We start from the raw sequence: 14,780 nt of genomic DNA on the forward strand, positions 1-14,780 counted from the left end.
TTCACTATAAATTTAAAATTCTGTTCTTTCTGTAACGCCTCAATGGCCGCTACATCGTTCGATTAACTTGTTCTGCCCGGCGCAATTCTTAAGTTTGTGACACCATAAAGTGCTTGGCTGTTACGCAACCAAAGCTGATACTCAAAGCCCATTAATGAGTGTTCCGTAGAACAATCCACATGCCATTGGCGTAGCAAATAGCCAGCGGTTGCTGCTCTAATCTCAACCTTTAGAACACCACCCGTCATGCCATAATCAAGTTCAATCGCTTCACTGTGCTCTATGCGTGGGTGTGGTACTAACTCCAGCTCTACAAAGCGATTCCATTGCCGATCTTGGTTTTCGAGCTCCGTTTCAGACAAAGTGGAATCCTCAAGCACGACCGCTGTTTTAATTCGGGTCAGTACAAAGTCACGGAACTCATTATGTTTACGGTCATAACCACGAACGTGCCAACGCAGGCCATTGTCCACCAGCGTATGCGGAACAATTTCACGCGTGGTTTCACCGCTCGATAACGACACATAAGTGATACTCAAGGCTTTGCCTTTGTGGATGGCCTCGGTGACTTTCGCCACTATCGATAGATTCGGTTTGTTAAGGTGATAAGGCGCTTCACAAGCCAGCGGCGGTTTTACCTTTCCAGTAAAGCCATCGCCGTACCCTTGGCTAATGGTTGCCAGCGTTCTCACAACGTCGTAGTCGAACAAGGGCTCAAATGCTTCACCGCGCTTGTGCAACTTGAGCTTTTGGTCATACTCAATGTTGCCTGGTGCAAGCTCTCGGTACATTGTGAAGTCTTTCGTTGCTTGTGCGGCGGCTATACTGAAGCGATCGACTAAATCCGCCCGTACCGCCTCTCCCTTAAACAATAAGGTGAAATCGATGTGGGCAATGCGATCCCTGGTTGCTTGTGGCAACTGCGCTATCTGCGAAAGCCTATCTGGCTTCGCCACTACCGTTTGTTTCAGACCATCATTTGTCATGCGTCTTGTTTATCCAATTCAACCAGATTCTTAAAACTCTGTTTATAAAGTAAGGACCGACATCGCGTAATCACATTGAACGGCATGGCACATGGCTGCTCTTTATCCTCAATGACTAATCAATCTCTATTGGTTGAAGCTGGACAGATTGCCATAAAACACTGAATAGGCTTCAACCTAATTAATTTTATTAGGTATCATCCTATCACAAATTATTTTGTAGGGAAGATTAAGCGGCAACTTTATGATCTGGATTACAATTGCCGCTGAGTCATGAGCGTGAAGACCTTGTTTTGTGCCAATGCTGATAGCCGCTATTAATGCGCTACCCGAACCAATGGCACCACGATGTTACCGCGATGAGATACCCCTTTGTCCGTCTCTGTAGATATCAGGACTCGTTGCTCACTCTCCCGAATGCGCCTGGCAACTTCTGCCTGGGCTGGTAGCAATGGCAGCATCCCTTCAGCAATCGCGTCCGGTGCAGATTCTTGGCCACAGGACATCAAATGCTTCCATGGATCTTTAAGAAAGCGCTCGAACGTGATGCCAAATTCAATGATGCGGGCAGAGACGAAGATTTCGCCCCAGTATTCAATGTAGGTGTCTTGGTACATGGAAAGATTCCTCTTGTTGGTTATATACCCTGCCTACTTGCAGCCGCAGCGGTGTTACCTGCATTCGCTCACCCCAATCACATAGAAGATCTATGCTCATGGGGACTCGCTCACTTGCCGCCTAGCTGCAACACCAAGCAGTTTGGGTATAACGTAAGTTCACTTTCCATTTTCCAGAGGTTTTCAAATATGCAAGGCTTACCTTGTAGAGAGCTACAAAGCTTTAAATCGATTGCGGGCATCTTTGTAGTCATAGTGGGCATGTTCTGAGCCACGATGATACAAATCATCTAGGTAAGTTTGTTCCTGCGGCAACTCGTCTTCGCTGATTTCGCGCCACCAATGTTTGTTGGCACCTTTTACACCGTCATGCCAGCGGTAACCGCGCTCTTTTAAATAGTCCTTTACGTCAAACGGCGCACCAAACGCACGAACTAACACAGTTCGCCTGTCTGCTTCTGACAACAAGTTTGCAACGGAATCGGGCAACAAATGAAACAACCAGGCCATCGCCAAACAATCGGTTGCAGCTCGGTGTCCTTCATAGAACCAACCTAAGCGAAGCAGCAGATACTCAAGTTTTCGACTTTCAAAACCCAGCGCCTTCCAATCTATGCCACTGGCTGAACAGGCCCAAGATAGATGTCCTAATGCAGCAAACCGATTTTCAAAGAAAGGACGATCAAACTGTGCATTGTGTGCAACCACCAACGGATCATCGGATAACCAACTCGCAACCAGTGCATCATCAATGCGCTGGCCTTGCACCATATCATCGGTGATACCGGTTAACTCGGTAATCAGCTCGGGGATTGGCTTGCCGGGATCTTCATACAGGCTGATCACATCAACAATCGACACAATCCGCTTAGCTGATGGGCTGTAAAGCACCTTAACCATACCAAGCTCAATAATGGTCTCTTCATCGGCAGACAGTCCGGTTGTCTCTGTATCGAGCAGCACCATTGGCTGTTCATCACCGACCATAGGAGAAAGTTCAAGTGGCCAAGTCTGCGGTTCACGCGTTAATGGAATACGCTCCAGCAATCTAAAATCTTCTGGTCTTTCTGGGATATCCGCGAGGCGCTCTAGCGGAAATGGCGCAGGGGCTCTTGTCATTGATGGTTCCTCTTCAATTCTATTGTTCGCTTTGGGTTATTTCACTGTGCCACAGGTTGTACAAAATGCACCTTGGATACCTCAGCGTTTTTTTAATCTTTCTACTGGGTGAACCCATGTATGAAGGCTTTGGATAAGCCTTTCAGAAAGCCTTAGCTAAACCGTTTAGGTAACCCTTACCGATACCCTTTACGTATGGCTTAGCCAACCCCTTGCCAAACGGTTGAAAAAGGCTTGAACTGAGTTCGACTGAGCACTTTAAAGATGCTCCTGACTTCGCTTTAAGCCTGTAAATTCAATACGAAGCAGAATTTTACTAACTGTTTTTAAACCCTTTGCAAAGGGTTCAACAAGCCTTGCCTGACGGTTACTTGACCCATGCGTTAACCAGTAGCAGTAACAGGATCAGTAACAGAAACAAGAGCAGTAGGCAGAAGCAGTATTGTCCAAGCCTTGCAGGCTTTGACGAGGGCGAGCAATCCCCACTTCAAGCTTTTCAACACAAAAAAGAAATCACCGACAACACAGCGTCTTACTCGAACAACCACAGTTTTACCTACAATTTTACTTGTAGAAATCAGCATAGCATTAGATACTGTATAAACAAACAGTGCTAATTGTAATTTTTCGAGGTTCGTCATGAGTGTCTCGCTGATAGGCCGTAGCGGCGCACTTGCCTTCATCAAAGCCAAGCGCCTTCGTATTCCATTGTTCATGGAACGTGTTTCTGCTGGTTTTCCCTCACCAGCGCAGGATTATGTTGAGCAAACGCTCGACCTTAATGAGCTGTGCATCAAGCGACCAGCTGCAACATTCTTTGTGCGTGTTGAAGGTGATTCAATGATTGATGCTGGGATTCACCCAGATGATATTTTGGTGGTTGATCGCTCTGTCCAAGCAGAACACGGTGACATTGTCATCGCGGGAATCCATGGTGAACTCACGGTAAAGGAACTTCAACTAAGGCCGTGCGTAAAGCTGATCCCAAGAAACCAGGCGTATGAGCCCATTCATATTCCTGAAGGGACAGAGTTAGAGATATTTGGTGTGGTCACCAATGTGGTGCGAAACATGCGCCGTAAGTCGTGACTATCCCATGCCAGTATTTGCCTTGGTGGACTGCAACAACTTTTACGCCAGTTGTGAGAAGCTGTTTCGTCCTGATTTAAAGGATTCGCCGGTTGTGGTGCTGTCCAACAATGACGGCTGCGTGGTTGCACGGTCGCGTGAAGCTAAGTTACTCGGTATAAAAATGGGCGTACCCGTCTTTCAGATCAAAGCTGAAATGCAGCGTCATGGCATTTTGGCTTTTTCGTCCAACTATGCGCTGTATGCAGATTTAAGCAGTCGAGTGATGCGCACTTTGGAGGAGATGGCACCACGAGTAGAGGTCTACTCCATTGACGAAGCGTTTTTGGATTTAACCGGTATTGAGTCTGCCCTATCCCTTGTCGAGTTCGGACAACAAGTGCGAGAGCGCATAGGCCACTGGATTGGGATCACCGTTTGTGTAGGCATTGCACCGACAAAAACACTCGCCAAGCTGGCTAACCATGCCGCCAAGAAATACCCCGCCACTCAGGGGGTTGTAGACCTGACCAATCTAGATCGGCAACGTCGATTGCTCGCATTAGTTCCGGTTGATGATGTTTGGGGCGTTGGTAAACGGCTTTCTAAGCGTTTAAATGCGTTGGGTATCACCACAGCCTTAGATCTCGCCAATGCGTCTCCTAGAGCCATCAGAAATCAGTTCTCAGTGGTTTTAGAAAGAACTGTCAGAGAGCTCAATGGTGAGTCGTGCATTGAACTTGAAGAGATCCCGCCAACTAAGAAACAAATCGTCTGTAGCCGTTCATTTGGCGCAAAAGTAACGCAATTTGAATTGTTACGTGAGGCCGTATGTGAATACGCAACCCGCGCCACTGAGAAGCTTCGCAAAGAACAGCAGCAATCCAAAGTGATGACCGTGTTTATACGTACCAGCCCCTTTAAGGACAACGAGCCGCAGTACAGCAACTCCGCATCGGGCGAATTGTTGATACCCAGTTGTGATACGAGGGATTTTATCGAGCTGGCCAGTCACTTGCTCAAGCGGATATGGAAGGATGGTTTTCGTTATGCCAAAGCGGGCGTCATGCTGTCTGACTTTTACGATCCAGGCATGTTTCAACCAGGACTATTCGATGACGTATCGACCCGCTCTAATAGCCAGCAGTTAATGTCAGTATTGGACACCATTAACCAAAGCGGTGCCGGAAAGGTTTTCTTTGCTGGACAAGGTACGAAGAAAGATTGGTCGATGAAGCGAGAGCATTTGTCTCCCGCTTATACAACACGCTGGGACCAGTTACCGCGAGTGAAGTAGCGTAGTTGACTCAATAGGCATTCACTCTACGACGCAGCATGTTGAGCTTATCAACCTGGCGTCGAATATCACTGAAGAATTCTTCTTTCTCCATGGCCAGCGCTAACTCCCATTCTTTGGCTAGACCTTGGCAGTCCAAAAATGAGTATCTCAGCTTCGTCTTTGAAATACGCAGTCCTTTACTAAAGACCACGCGCTTGCCTCGTTGACCGTGAAAGCTGTTGATGTACCACTCTATGCCAAAGCCATACTTAAAGTCTCTGATACGGACACCAAGCAGGCCCCAGTCTTTAAAGGACTCATTCTCTCGAACCTTGTAATGGGTAACCCAAAAGTCATCAACTTCAGCTCTTGCCAGCGCTTTTAGCCTGTCCGTTTCTTGCTGCAATAAATTTGATACTTCTGATTTCCATTGTTCATTGACGATTTCTACCAAACCAATTTCCCCATCCAATTAACCCCAAAAGCCAAAACCACTATCCGTTTGGCTTTTGGATCGAAACGCCAAACGTAAAACTGCCGTCACAATCACTGTTTGGCGTCTCGATATAAATCGACTCGCTCAATCCCATACCCGACAAGGGATACAGGCTGATTTCACATAAAAATGCCTGAAAAGACGTATCGTCATGAAGATACAAACCGTTTGGCGAGTTCAGGCCAGAATGCAAACGACGTTTGGCGTCTCGATTTTTTTGGCTCAGTCATCCGCCGCCAAACAGAGCCTATTCTCATACTTTTGCGAAAATGCAATAGGCAGATAGATGAAAGGATTTGTCACCTTTCTGCCCACCGCCAGTGCACCGAATCCTGATAATGACATTTGAGTGAACCGCCAGAGCACTTGGACATGCCCAAGCGTGACCTGAGCGGTTTATTGAAAACCGTTAGAGCACTTTGAGTGCACAGGAGATAAGTATGTTTGTACTAGGCGTAGATATCGGTTACTCAAACCTGAAGCTGGCAATTGGCCAATCAGGCAGTGAACCGAAAACCATTATTCTGCCTGCGGGTGCAGGTCCTGCGGATCGTATGCCGGAGCGTATCGGTGGAGGCGATGATGACACTTGTTTGTATGTGTCTGTCGATAATGAGCGTTGGGCCGCTGGTGTTCCTGCTGGACGCCTTCAAGGCTGGGAACGAGAGCTTCACCCGGAATATCCCACCACAAAAACCTATAAGGCGCTTTTTCATGCCGCCTTGTTAATGGCTGAAACAGAATCTATCGATTTGGTTGTCACTGGATTACCGGTTTCCCAGTTTCATGAACCACAACGTAAATCTGACCTTGTGAAGCGTCTAAAAGGTGTCCATCAAGTGACGCCTAAACGCAGCATCACTGTTCATGACGTCAAAGTGCTGCCGCAGCCTGCCGGTGCCTATATGGATCTGGTTCAAACAGGTGGTGATTTGGGCTTAATTGAAGAAGGTCGCGTCGTCGTCATCGATCCCGGCTTCTTTTCTGTTGACTGGGTTGCTCTTGAGGCCGGAGAAATTCGCTACAGCTCATCAGGAACCAGCCTTCAGGCAATGTCCGTGCTACTGGAAACCATTGATAAGCTGATTTCAGAAGATCACGGTGCCAAAGTAGGTATGGATCGACTTGAAAAAGCCATGAGAACCGGCGACTTGCAGGTCCTGCTGTTTGGAGAAAAAGTCGATATTTCACCTTATCTGAATGCTGCCATGAAAAAGGTAGCGCCTGTTGCGCTTACAGCCATGCGCCAATCCATGCGTGACGAAAGCATCAATGCGGACTTGGTATTGATCGCCGGAGGTGGAGCCTTGGCTTATAAGGAAGCGGCCAAGGAGATTTTTTCACGAAGCAAGATCATCGTGCCGGAACAGTCTGTTTTGGCGAACGTCCGAGGCTTCTGGTTTTATGGGGCGTGATCATGAGAGTCGTAGTCAACATTCCCCCAGGGAGCCACCCTGAACTGCTCAAAGAATTGGAAAAGACGCCGCCACGGGAACGTGCTGAGCGTCTGAGGATGCTGGCCACCTTTGGCTTAATTCAAATGAGCCAACCCAATCTATCCACGACATCTGTACCGGTGGATGGCCATGCACCAGATGGTGAAGTTACTTCTATGAGTACAGAGCCAGAACCCAAAGCAGAATCACGTAAACAATCTTTAAAATCAAAACTAGGGCTGGGCTTATAACATGGCATTATCAGTTAGCTGGCTCGATGCCAGGTTAAATAAGGAAGCAAAAGAAACCGTAGTAAAAGCCGACCGAGATGGGCTAAGTGCTAGGGTATCGCCCAAGGGCAAAATTGTCTTTCAGTTTCGTTATCGGTTCGATGGCAAGCAACAGCGGGTAGACATAGGTACTTACCCACTTATGAAGCTTGCTGAAGCCAGGAATGAGCTGGATAGGTTAAGGGCGGTACTCGACCAGGGCAGAAACCCCAAGCTCTACCTACAGCAGGAACGGGCCAAGTATTCTGCCAATCAAAGCTTCGAATCGATTTTTCGAGACTGGATAGACTCTGCCGGTAAGCAAGGGCTAAAGGAGAAAACGTGGCACTACCAAAAACGCAGCAGTGAAATATATTTGCTGCCCCGACTTGGCAAGTACCCATTAACTGACATCAATGAATTGTCCTTGCGAAACTGTCTTCGCGAGGTTTCGGAATCGTCCCCTTCAAACACAGAACGTCTGGTGTCTGTGCTGCACAAGTTCTATGACTGGCTGATTGATGAACAAATTTTGGAAATTAACGCTGCCGCAGGGATCACAGCAAAGAAAGTCGGTGGCAAGAAAGGCAAACGAACTCGGGTACTAAACGATAACGAGATCAGGATACTTTGGCGCTATTTGCATGAGTCAAAAATCACTGAGAAGAACCGCATCTACATAAAATTGCTTCTGCTTTTGGGCGGTCGCAAGGGTGAACTCATTCAAGCTGAAAAGCATCACTTTGACTTGCAATCTGCAATGTGGACAGTGCCCATAGAGATCCGCAAACAAGGTGAGAAAATTGGAGCGCCGATCATGCGGCCATTAATCAAACCAGCTATCGAGCTGATTGAACTGGCGATGCAAATGAGTAAATCAACTTACTTGTTTCCCGCTAACGGACAAGAAGAACTTGCCACAAATGGCTTTGATACCACTATTCCTAACAATGTGAAAATCTGGGCTCGCAGGTCGCTTGGTATTGAGATGGAACATTGGTCTATGCATGATCTTCGCAGAACGATGCGAACGCGAATGTCGGCCATCACGACGCAAGAAGTTGCCGAGTTGATGATTGGCCACAGCAAAAAAGGGTTGGATGCTATCTACAACCAATATCAGTACCTGGATGAAATGCGTCATGCTTACGACGTTTGGTATCAACAACTAGAAACCATCATCGAGCCGACAGGCTTTCCATTCAACTGGCGTTTCGGACAATAAGGGGTAGCTGAATTAAGGAAGAGACTGAGCTAGTACAACTTACAATGACCGAGTCAAGAAGTGCATTTGACTCGGTTTAGATTAGTTTTTTTTCCAGTTACAAAAAAACAACTTATAGAATAATTAATATAAGTTTCAAGACGCCTCAGAGAGAGGTATTTGCAATTCATCCACAAGGGTTTGCTTAGATTTATACTCTAGCTCGCTTCTCTTAATTTTTAGCTTTTGTAATAAAGCACTATGAGTCACCTCGAAATCATTAAAAATTGTAGACCAACTTTTAACGTATACTCGAATTCTTTCATCCGCCCCGGAAACAAGGCCCGCGCCGCCCTTACCAGCAAGGTCTTTCAACCGCCTTGTAATTTGAGTATCATTCTGGGAGATTTTAGTTCCAACAAGAACAACATCAAATCTCATTCTCTCATCATTAAAGGCAGGATGCTTATCAAGTACCTCAGCATACCGTTCAGCTTGAGCTAAATGTTTCTTATTCAATGCTACACTTGGTCTTTTTATTTCAATGATCGTACATTTAATAAATTCTTCTTGTGTAGAATGATCTATTGTGACCATTTTGCGTGCAAGAAACAAATCTACTTGGCCTTTTGCCCCCTCTATGGTAGCGCCTTCAATAAGATCACTGGTACTGATATTGTCCCCATCCAATATTTCAATATCTGAATTCCGAAGACTTCTAGCTGTATTAGAAAAGTCATCCTCTTCAGCACCTATAGTTGTGTACTGAGGGCCGAACAACCATGTATTAGCCTCAATAATACCTTGTAAGTCTGGTGTTTCTAGAACTTCTTTAGCGTGCTCTTTAAAAAGGTACTTCATTTTCTGCACGACTAGATCTCGCTTATGAATGTGTCCAATCGTGCTAATTATATAATCAAGTTTAGATTTACTTATTTGAGATGCAAATTCATCCATTTGCTCCTTATTTAAGTCTAAAACGCCTTCCAATATATCTATCAAACTATCATTTTCACTTGATGTAGATAGCCTATCAAGCAAACAGATTATAATTTTTGTTTGCTTAGCCTTTAGCCCATTAAAAGCTGCTGGATCAGCAACGCAGATACTAGTTACTAATTTCTTCGTATGTGCAATTCTAAAGGAACGATCTTCGTCAGACTCCCAATTGTAAACAGGAAAATATCCTTTTGCTTCGAAAGAATCGACAAGCTGAACAGCTCTTTCTCTAAGGAACCCCTGATAAATCTCGGCTGTTTTGTTGCGCAGTTCTTTTAGCAGCATAGCTAAAACTTTATTCCCATCACTCTTTTCACTAATGAAGAGATCTGCATTTGGAGATGAGGTATCTTGAAAATTATCGAACCACTCAGATTGTATATATCCACTTATGAAAAAATTGTTTTTGTAATTAAAACCAGTTAGGTTTCTATGCTTCTGATGTTCTTTTGAATCTCTAAAATAATTGTATGACTTTTCACCAGATGGTTTTTTAATCCACTGAATGATACTTGAATTAAATTTATTTCCATCAACTTCTATAAGCTCTTGAAACAACCTATGTTGAGGAGGAGTCAGTGGGACTCTATTAACTGATATTTTAATGTTAGAAAAAACTATTAGCTTCCAACCAAATTCATTTGAAAGCTCCTCCATGATATTTTCAATATTAGGGATTTTTTGAGATTTTTCACTCGTTATACCCGTAAGAAATACTGATGTCCCACTTCCATTTGAAAGAATACTACTATGCTGCTCTTTATCGTCGATCAACTCAACTTTGTACGTTTTAATACGAGACGAGTCTATGATGATACGTGCATTCTCAGATTTTCTTCTCGTAAGCCAGGTTGCGGTTGCAGCATATTTATGAAATGAATATCGCCCTCTGCCTTGGCTGCCTTTTTGGGTAACCTGTTTTTTGGATGAGTCATCCCAATTATCAAAATTTCGGTCTAGGTTATGAAAGTCAATTCCTTCTCCATTATCATGGATCTCTATTGACTCCACTCCGCCGAGATCACAGGTATTAATAATGACATCAATATCTGATGCACCAGCATCCAAACCGTTCCAGATATATTCACTCAACATCTTCCAAGCGGGAATTGAGCCGAAACGTTTTTTTATCGACGCATTTGTAATACCTGTTGTTCGTTCTTGAGGAGTCGCCACTTACCTATCCATCCAATCCATAAAAAAATCCATTCTGCTATCTTAGCCTAAGTTGGTGGACATATTAACTATATTGTTAGCACAAGCTTTCAAAGCGTTAGTCCAAGTTCCAACAGAAAAACTAAGCTACGCTATCAATTCCTAATTCTTCTCATACTCTTCCAAGTCTTCAATGTGCCAAAGCTTGTTTCGTGTATTTCGGTTGATACGAGGTTGCGGCAAGCTGCCATCTTTTATTCTTCGCCAGAGCGTCGTATAGCTAATGTGGTAACGAGCCATCACTTCGTAAGATGTTAGAAAAGGGGTTACTTGGTGCGCTACTGCTGTCATCTGCTTTCTCCTGAAAATCAATGTAAAGCTATCATCGCCTGATTCATCACTTGTTGATGGTCAGAAAGATGCATGATTTGTTCAGAAGATCAGCCTTATCAAAACACAAATGTTGCTATTAGGTACTTTTCAGCTCAAACCTATGAATAACAAGGGCTACAAGGCGGTTTGTGTCATGAATAGCAATCAACACGCCTAACGAGAAAAATTTGTACACACTGTTTGTACACTCGCAACGATGACACACCAAAAACTACAATGACGAACCCTTTAAATTCATAAACTTATATACAAAAAACTAGAGATGATCGCATTTATTCCGCTTTTGTAATGTCGAAACCAAAGTACCAAAAGCAGGAGGTACTTTCTTCATCAAACCCAATAACCACAAGGCCTACAGCCAGATTTGTGTCATGGAATTTTCGCCAAAGGCCTCTAAAACGGAATTTGTACTCAAGTTTGTACACACTTTCCGAGGTTACGCTTGAACATCATTGAAAAGCAAAGAAACGAGAAAAAGACAAAAAGCCTTTAAATTCAGTACGTAGAGATGTGATTGTGGTGTGCAATGAAAGGTGGTTTTAAGCGTTGAAAGGCTGGGCGGCATCAGGGTGGGAGATAATGGCAAACGTTCGCCGTTTTTTAAATTCGCTAGACATGCTGATTAACTACTTAAAATAATGATTTGGCATTATACGGCAAGCGATTGTTAGCTAATAATGCCAAAGGAGCTTTTTACGCAGAATCTGATGTTAAATCCAACGATAAGACCAAAGCATCTTCTTTACCATCGGCTGCTGGGTAATAATTTTTACGTTTGCCAATTTTTTTAAAACCGGCGGTTTTATAGAGTTGAACGGCTGCTGTATTGGAGGGTCTTACTTCTAAGAAAACACTGTTTGCATTTTTTTTCTTCGCGATAATCAGCACTTCTTTTAGAAATTGTCGACCTAATCCTTTGCCTTGGTAGGCAGGGTCCAAGCATATATTTAAGATATGCGCTTCGCCAACTGCGACTGATAAAATAACATAGCCTACGAACTGACCGTCTTTAATAAAGGCCCAATTTGAATAGCCAATTTTTAAACAGTCTTTGAAGATGCCTTCACTCCAAGGGTAGCTATACATTTGCCGCTCAATTGTCAGAACTTTGGGAATATCGTGTGTTTTTAATGGGCGTAAATAATCCACTTGAGGGCCAGTTAAACTCAGCAACGATTTTAATTTAGTTAACATCAAGCCTTGCTAACCAGCGTTCTTGCCAGTTGTATATCGTCCCAAGCTTGCCTTTTGGCTAAAGGTGTTTTTAATAAATCGCGTGGGTGGCAACTGACCACTATTGGTGTGGGCACACCATCAACCTTATGCACTGTTCCTGTTAGGTGGCTTAACGATTCGTTTGATTTTAGTAAGCTTTGTGCTGCCTTTTCACCCAATACAAAGACAAGCTGTGGTTTTACCAATTCTATTTGACGAATCAAGTAAGCTCGGCACGATAATAACTCGACCTTTTCCGCTTCAACATTAGCTGAACGACACTTAACACTGTTTGTTAAATGAACTGTCGATTTTTTAACCCCGACCGCCAATAACATTTCTGATAATAAGTGAGCCACGTCGCCGGTTAATGGGCGCCCTTCTCTATCATCTTGTTGTGTTGGAAAGTCACCAACGATGAGCCAGTCGGCGTGCATTGGGCCATCGCTAAACACTAGCTGGTTCCTAACAGCTGAAGCCTCACAACGTTGGCAGTTTGACGCTATTTCGTAAAGCTCTTGAAGGGTGTTTGCTGTAACGTCGTCACTGACTTCTTCGGCGATTACTTGTTCTTGCCTGCTCCTCTCTTGCCAAACTTGAACGCCCATCAGATCCAAGTAGGCTAGCTGCCTATTGGATGTTGTCATTCAGTTTTATCGCGTTGTGTTCGGCGCAATAAGCGCATCGTTAGTACTAGTCCAGATAAGGCATACACTAAACACATAATAAATAATATTAACGGAGGCGCAGCATAGATTAAGGCTAAAACCAGCATAACAATCACGGCAACGACAAAAGGCACCTTGCCCGTAAAATTAAGCTCTTTGAAACTATGGTAACGAATGTTACTAACCATTAATAAACCCGCACATAAGGTGACTGTTAGTAAGCCTGCCGTCGCCGCGGTGCCTGTTAATTGGTAGTCTTCCATTAACCACACATAGCCGGCCACTAGGGCAGCGGCAGCTGGGCTGGCTAACCCTTGAAAGTAGCGTTTATCAGCAATGTTATGCTGAACATTAAAGCGTGCTAAACGTAATGCACCACACGTTGCATATACAAAGGCTACCATCCAACCAAACTTGCCTAAGGACGACAGCCCCCACGAATAAGCAACTGCTGCAGGTGCCACACCAAATGAAACCAAGTCAGCCAAGCTATCGTATTGTGCACCAAACTCGCTTTGAGTATTGGTCATGCGTGCAACACGGCCATCAAGGCCATCCAGCACCATGGCAATAAAAATAGCAATAACAGCTATTTCAAAATGGCCATTAACTGCGCCTGTAATCGCATAAAAGCCAGCAAACAAGGCGCTGGTTGTAAATAGGTTTGGCAGTAAATACAGCCCTTTGGATGGAGGGGGTGTTTGTTTCATCAAGTACTAACTCCGTTGGTTGTATTTTTAGTATAGCCTAGCATCATCTATATAATGACAAAAAAAAGCGGCCGTTAAAACGGCCGCTTTTGTAGTCTTTAAAAAAACGACCTAGTTTTTAGTTTTATCAACTAAAGCATTGGCAGTAATCCATGGCATCATTTCACGTAATTTTCCGCCAACTTGCTCAATTTGGTGTGCCGCATTATTTCTGCGGTTTGCTGTCATTGATGGGTAGTTAGTCGCCCCTTCAACAATAAACTGTTTAGCATACTCACCATTTTGAATGTTTCTTAACGTTTCACGCATTGCTTCACGAGATTCGTCATTGATCACTTTCTTACCGGTTACATACTCACCATACTCAGCATTGTTTGAGATCGAGTAGTTCATGTTTGCAATGCCACCTTCGTACATTAAATCCACAATAAGTTTTAACTCATGCAAACATTCAAAGTACGCCATTTCTGGTGCATAGCCGGCTTCAACCAATGTTTCAAAACCCATTTTAACAAGTTCAACCGTACCACCACATAAAACAGCTTGCTCACCGAATAGGTCAGTTTCTGTTTCATCTTTAAAGGTTGTTTCGATAATACCTGTACGACCGCCGCCAATTGCTGATGCGTATGACAAGGCGATATTTTTAGCTTTGCCAGATGCATCTTGGAAAACAGCAATCAAATCGGGAATACCACCACCGTTTTTAAATTCGTTACGTACGGTATGTCCAGGCGCTTTAGGTGCAATCATAATCACATCTAAGTCAGCACGTGGTACCACTTGGTTATAATGAATAGCAAAACCGTGTGCAAATGCTAATGCAGCACCTTGCTTAATATTTGGCTCAATTTCTTCTTTATATAACTGAGATTGAAATTCGTCCGGAGTCAAAATCATTACTAAGTCAGCAGATGCTACCGCTTCAGCCACTTCTTTAACCGCTAAGCCAGCTTCTTGTGCTTTAGCCACTGAACTTGAGCTAGCTCTTAAACCAACAACAACATTAACGCCAGAATCTTTTAGGTTATTTGCATGCGCATGGCCTTGTGAACCATAACCAATAACAGCTACTGTCATTCCTTTAATGATTGAAAGGTCCGCGTCTTTATCGTAGTAAATATTCATCTTTTTCCTTAATTTTATTAAAATTTAACCGTCCTGCC

16 protein-coding genes are annotated in these 14,780 nt (G+C 44.1%); 5 read left to right on the plus strand and 11 right to left on the minus strand.

The features are described from left to right. Positions 1 to 62 precede the first annotated feature (62 nt). The 4 genes from KUG63_RS08120 to KUG63_RS08135 form a co-directional block, all read right to left on the minus strand. Positions 63 to 986 carry a WYL domain-containing protein gene (locus tag KUG63_RS08120; RefSeq protein WP_287554734.1) on the minus strand — a complete coding sequence of 308 codons (924 nt, stop codon included), beginning with the start codon at positions 984 to 986 and terminating at the stop codon, positions 63 to 65. A 317-nt stretch (positions 987 to 1,303) separates the two neighbouring features. Continuing rightward, positions 1,304 to 1,603 carry a hypothetical protein gene (locus KUG63_RS08125; protein ID WP_287554736.1) on the minus strand — a complete coding sequence of 100 codons (300 nt, stop codon included), beginning with the start codon at positions 1,601 to 1,603 and terminating at the stop codon, positions 1,304 to 1,306. 213 nt (positions 1,604 to 1,816) lie between these two features. After that, positions 1,817 to 2,722, minus strand: coding sequence for a 3'-5' exonuclease (locus KUG63_RS08130; RefSeq protein ID WP_287554738.1), 906 nt, complete (start codon positions 2,720 to 2,722; stop codon positions 1,817 to 1,819). Between the two features lie 383 nt (positions 2,723 to 3,105). Further along, entirely contained in the window at positions 3,106 to 3,363 is a 258-nt protein-coding gene (locus KUG63_RS08135; RefSeq protein WP_287554740.1) for a hypothetical protein, read from the minus strand. On the opposite strand from KUG63_RS08135, the gene umuD reads away from it, so the two are divergent. Together umuD and umuC are read left to right on the plus strand one after the other, a co-directional pair. Further along, entirely contained in the window at positions 3,362 to 3,811 is a 450-nt protein-coding gene (umuD, locus tag KUG63_RS08140; protein WP_011788455.1) for a translesion error-prone DNA polymerase V autoproteolytic subunit, read from the plus strand. The genes KUG63_RS08135 and umuD overlap by 2 nt on opposite strands. Positions 3,812 to 3,818: 7 nt before the next feature. Continuing rightward, positions 3,819 to 5,087 (plus strand): translesion error-prone DNA polymerase V subunit UmuC, encoded by a 1,269-nt coding sequence (umuC, locus tag KUG63_RS08145; RefSeq protein ID WP_287554743.1) that lies wholly within the window; start codon positions 3,819 to 3,821, stop codon positions 5,085 to 5,087. Positions 5,088 to 5,097: 10 nt separating this feature from the next. Here the strand turns inward: umuC and mobI are convergent, their stop codons facing one another. Then, positions 5,098 to 5,541 carry a conjugative transfer protein MobI(A/C) gene (gene mobI / locus KUG63_RS08150; protein WP_287554745.1) on the minus strand — a complete coding sequence of 148 codons (444 nt, stop codon included), beginning with the start codon at positions 5,539 to 5,541 and terminating at the stop codon, positions 5,098 to 5,100. Between the two features lie 464 nt (positions 5,542 to 6,005). Between mobI and KUG63_RS08155 the strand changes: the two genes are divergently transcribed. Genes KUG63_RS08155 through KUG63_RS08165 form a run of 3 tightly spaced genes read left to right on the plus strand, consistent with a single transcriptional unit; the run spans position 6,006 to position 8,495 of the window. Beyond that, the gene (locus KUG63_RS08155) at positions 6,006 to 6,980 is read left to right on the plus strand and encodes a ParM/StbA family protein (RefSeq protein WP_022609788.1); all 975 of its coding nucleotides are present in this window, start codon (positions 6,006 to 6,008) and stop codon (positions 6,978 to 6,980) included. A 2-nt stretch (positions 6,981 to 6,982) separates the two neighbouring features. Continuing rightward, positions 6,983 to 7,252, plus strand: coding sequence for a hypothetical protein (locus KUG63_RS08160; RefSeq protein ID WP_287554821.1), 270 nt, complete (start codon positions 6,983 to 6,985; stop codon positions 7,250 to 7,252). Between the two features lies 1 nt (position 7,253). Next, positions 7,254 to 8,495 carry a tyrosine-type recombinase/integrase gene (locus KUG63_RS08165; protein ID WP_025441390.1) on the plus strand — a complete coding sequence of 414 codons (1,242 nt, stop codon included), beginning with the start codon at positions 7,254 to 7,256 and terminating at the stop codon, positions 8,493 to 8,495. A 135-nt stretch (positions 8,496 to 8,630) separates the two neighbouring features. Here KUG63_RS08165 and KUG63_RS08170 read toward each other — a convergent pair whose 3' ends face one another. The 6 genes from KUG63_RS08170 to ilvC form a co-directional block, all read right to left on the minus strand. Continuing rightward, entirely contained in the window at positions 8,631 to 10,649 is a 2,019-nt protein-coding gene (locus KUG63_RS08170) for an ATP-binding protein (RefSeq protein WP_138558354.1), read from the minus strand. 141 nt (positions 10,650 to 10,790) lie between these two features. After that, positions 10,791 to 10,979: a helix-turn-helix transcriptional regulator gene (locus KUG63_RS08175; RefSeq protein ID WP_000127615.1), complete on the minus strand. Its 189-nt coding sequence runs from the start codon at positions 10,977 to 10,979 to the stop codon at positions 10,791 to 10,793. Between the two features lie 735 nt (positions 10,980 to 11,714). Beyond that, positions 11,715 to 12,215, minus strand: a complete 501-nt coding sequence (gene rimI, locus KUG63_RS08180; RefSeq protein WP_051184146.1) for a ribosomal protein S18-alanine N-acetyltransferase — start codon at positions 12,213 to 12,215, stop codon at positions 11,715 to 11,717. Further along, positions 12,215 to 12,883: a uracil-DNA glycosylase gene (locus KUG63_RS08185; protein WP_287554765.1), complete on the minus strand. Its 669-nt coding sequence runs from the start codon at positions 12,881 to 12,883 to the stop codon at positions 12,215 to 12,217. The genes rimI and KUG63_RS08185 overlap by 1 nt, the downstream gene beginning before the upstream one ends. Beyond that, positions 12,880 to 13,614, minus strand: a complete 735-nt coding sequence (gene pssA, locus KUG63_RS08190; RefSeq protein WP_015005022.1) for a CDP-diacylglycerol--serine O-phosphatidyltransferase — start codon at positions 13,612 to 13,614, stop codon at positions 12,880 to 12,882. Before pssA ends, KUG63_RS08185 begins: the two co-directional genes overlap by 4 nt. 111 nt (positions 13,615 to 13,725) lie before the next feature. Further along, a complete protein-coding gene (gene ilvC / locus KUG63_RS08195; protein ID WP_016390398.1) occupies positions 13,726 to 14,742 on the minus strand; it encodes a ketol-acid reductoisomerase in 1,017 nt (338 codons plus the stop codon). Positions 14,743 to 14,780 lie beyond the last annotated feature (38 nt).

Origin of the sequence: Cycloclasticus sp. (assembly GCF_019090545.1) — a bacterium.
Lineage (GTDB): Bacteria > Pseudomonadota > Gammaproteobacteria > Methylococcales > Cycloclasticaceae > Cycloclasticus > Cycloclasticus pugetii.

Coding starts and splice junctions, on each gene's coding strand:
- KUG63_RS08120 (WP_287554734.1), bottom strand. CDS start 986: ATGACAAATGATGGTCTGAAACAAACGGTAGTGGCGAAGCCAGATAGG.
- KUG63_RS08125 (WP_287554736.1), bottom strand. CDS start 1,603: ATGTACCAAGACACCTACATTGAATACTGGGGCGAAATCTTCGTCTCT.
- KUG63_RS08130 (WP_287554738.1), bottom strand. CDS start 2,722: ATGACAAGAGCCCCTGCGCCATTTCCGCTAGAGCGCCTCGCGGATATC.
- umuD (WP_011788455.1), top strand. CDS start 3,362: ATGAGTGTCTCGCTGATAGGCCGTAGCGGCGCACTTGCCTTCATCAAA.
- KUG63_RS08135 (WP_287554740.1), bottom strand. CDS start 3,363: ATGACGAACCTCGAAAAATTACAATTAGCACTGTTTGTTTATACAGTA.
- umuC (WP_287554743.1), top strand. CDS start 3,819: ATGCCAGTATTTGCCTTGGTGGACTGCAACAACTTTTACGCCAGTTGT.
- KUG63_RS08155 (WP_022609788.1), top strand. CDS start 6,006: ATGTTTGTACTAGGCGTAGATATCGGTTACTCAAACCTGAAGCTGGCA.
- KUG63_RS08160 (WP_287554821.1), top strand. CDS start 6,983: ATGAGAGTCGTAGTCAACATTCCCCCAGGGAGCCACCCTGAACTGCTC.
- KUG63_RS08165 (WP_025441390.1), top strand. CDS start 7,254: ATGGCATTATCAGTTAGCTGGCTCGATGCCAGGTTAAATAAGGAAGCA.
- KUG63_RS08175 (WP_000127615.1), bottom strand. CDS start 10,979: ATGACAGCAGTAGCGCACCAAGTAACCCCTTTTCTAACATCTTACGAA.
- rimI (WP_051184146.1), bottom strand. CDS start 12,215: ATGTTAACTAAATTAAAATCGTTGCTGAGTTTAACTGGCCCTCAAGTG.
- KUG63_RS08185 (WP_287554765.1), bottom strand. CDS start 12,883: ATGACAACATCCAATAGGCAGCTAGCCTACTTGGATCTGATGGGCGTT.
- pssA (WP_015005022.1), bottom strand. CDS start 13,614: ATGAAACAAACACCCCCTCCATCCAAAGGGCTGTATTTACTGCCAAAC.
- ilvC (WP_016390398.1), bottom strand. CDS start 14,742: ATGAATATTTACTACGATAAAGACGCGGACCTTTCAATCATTAAAGGA.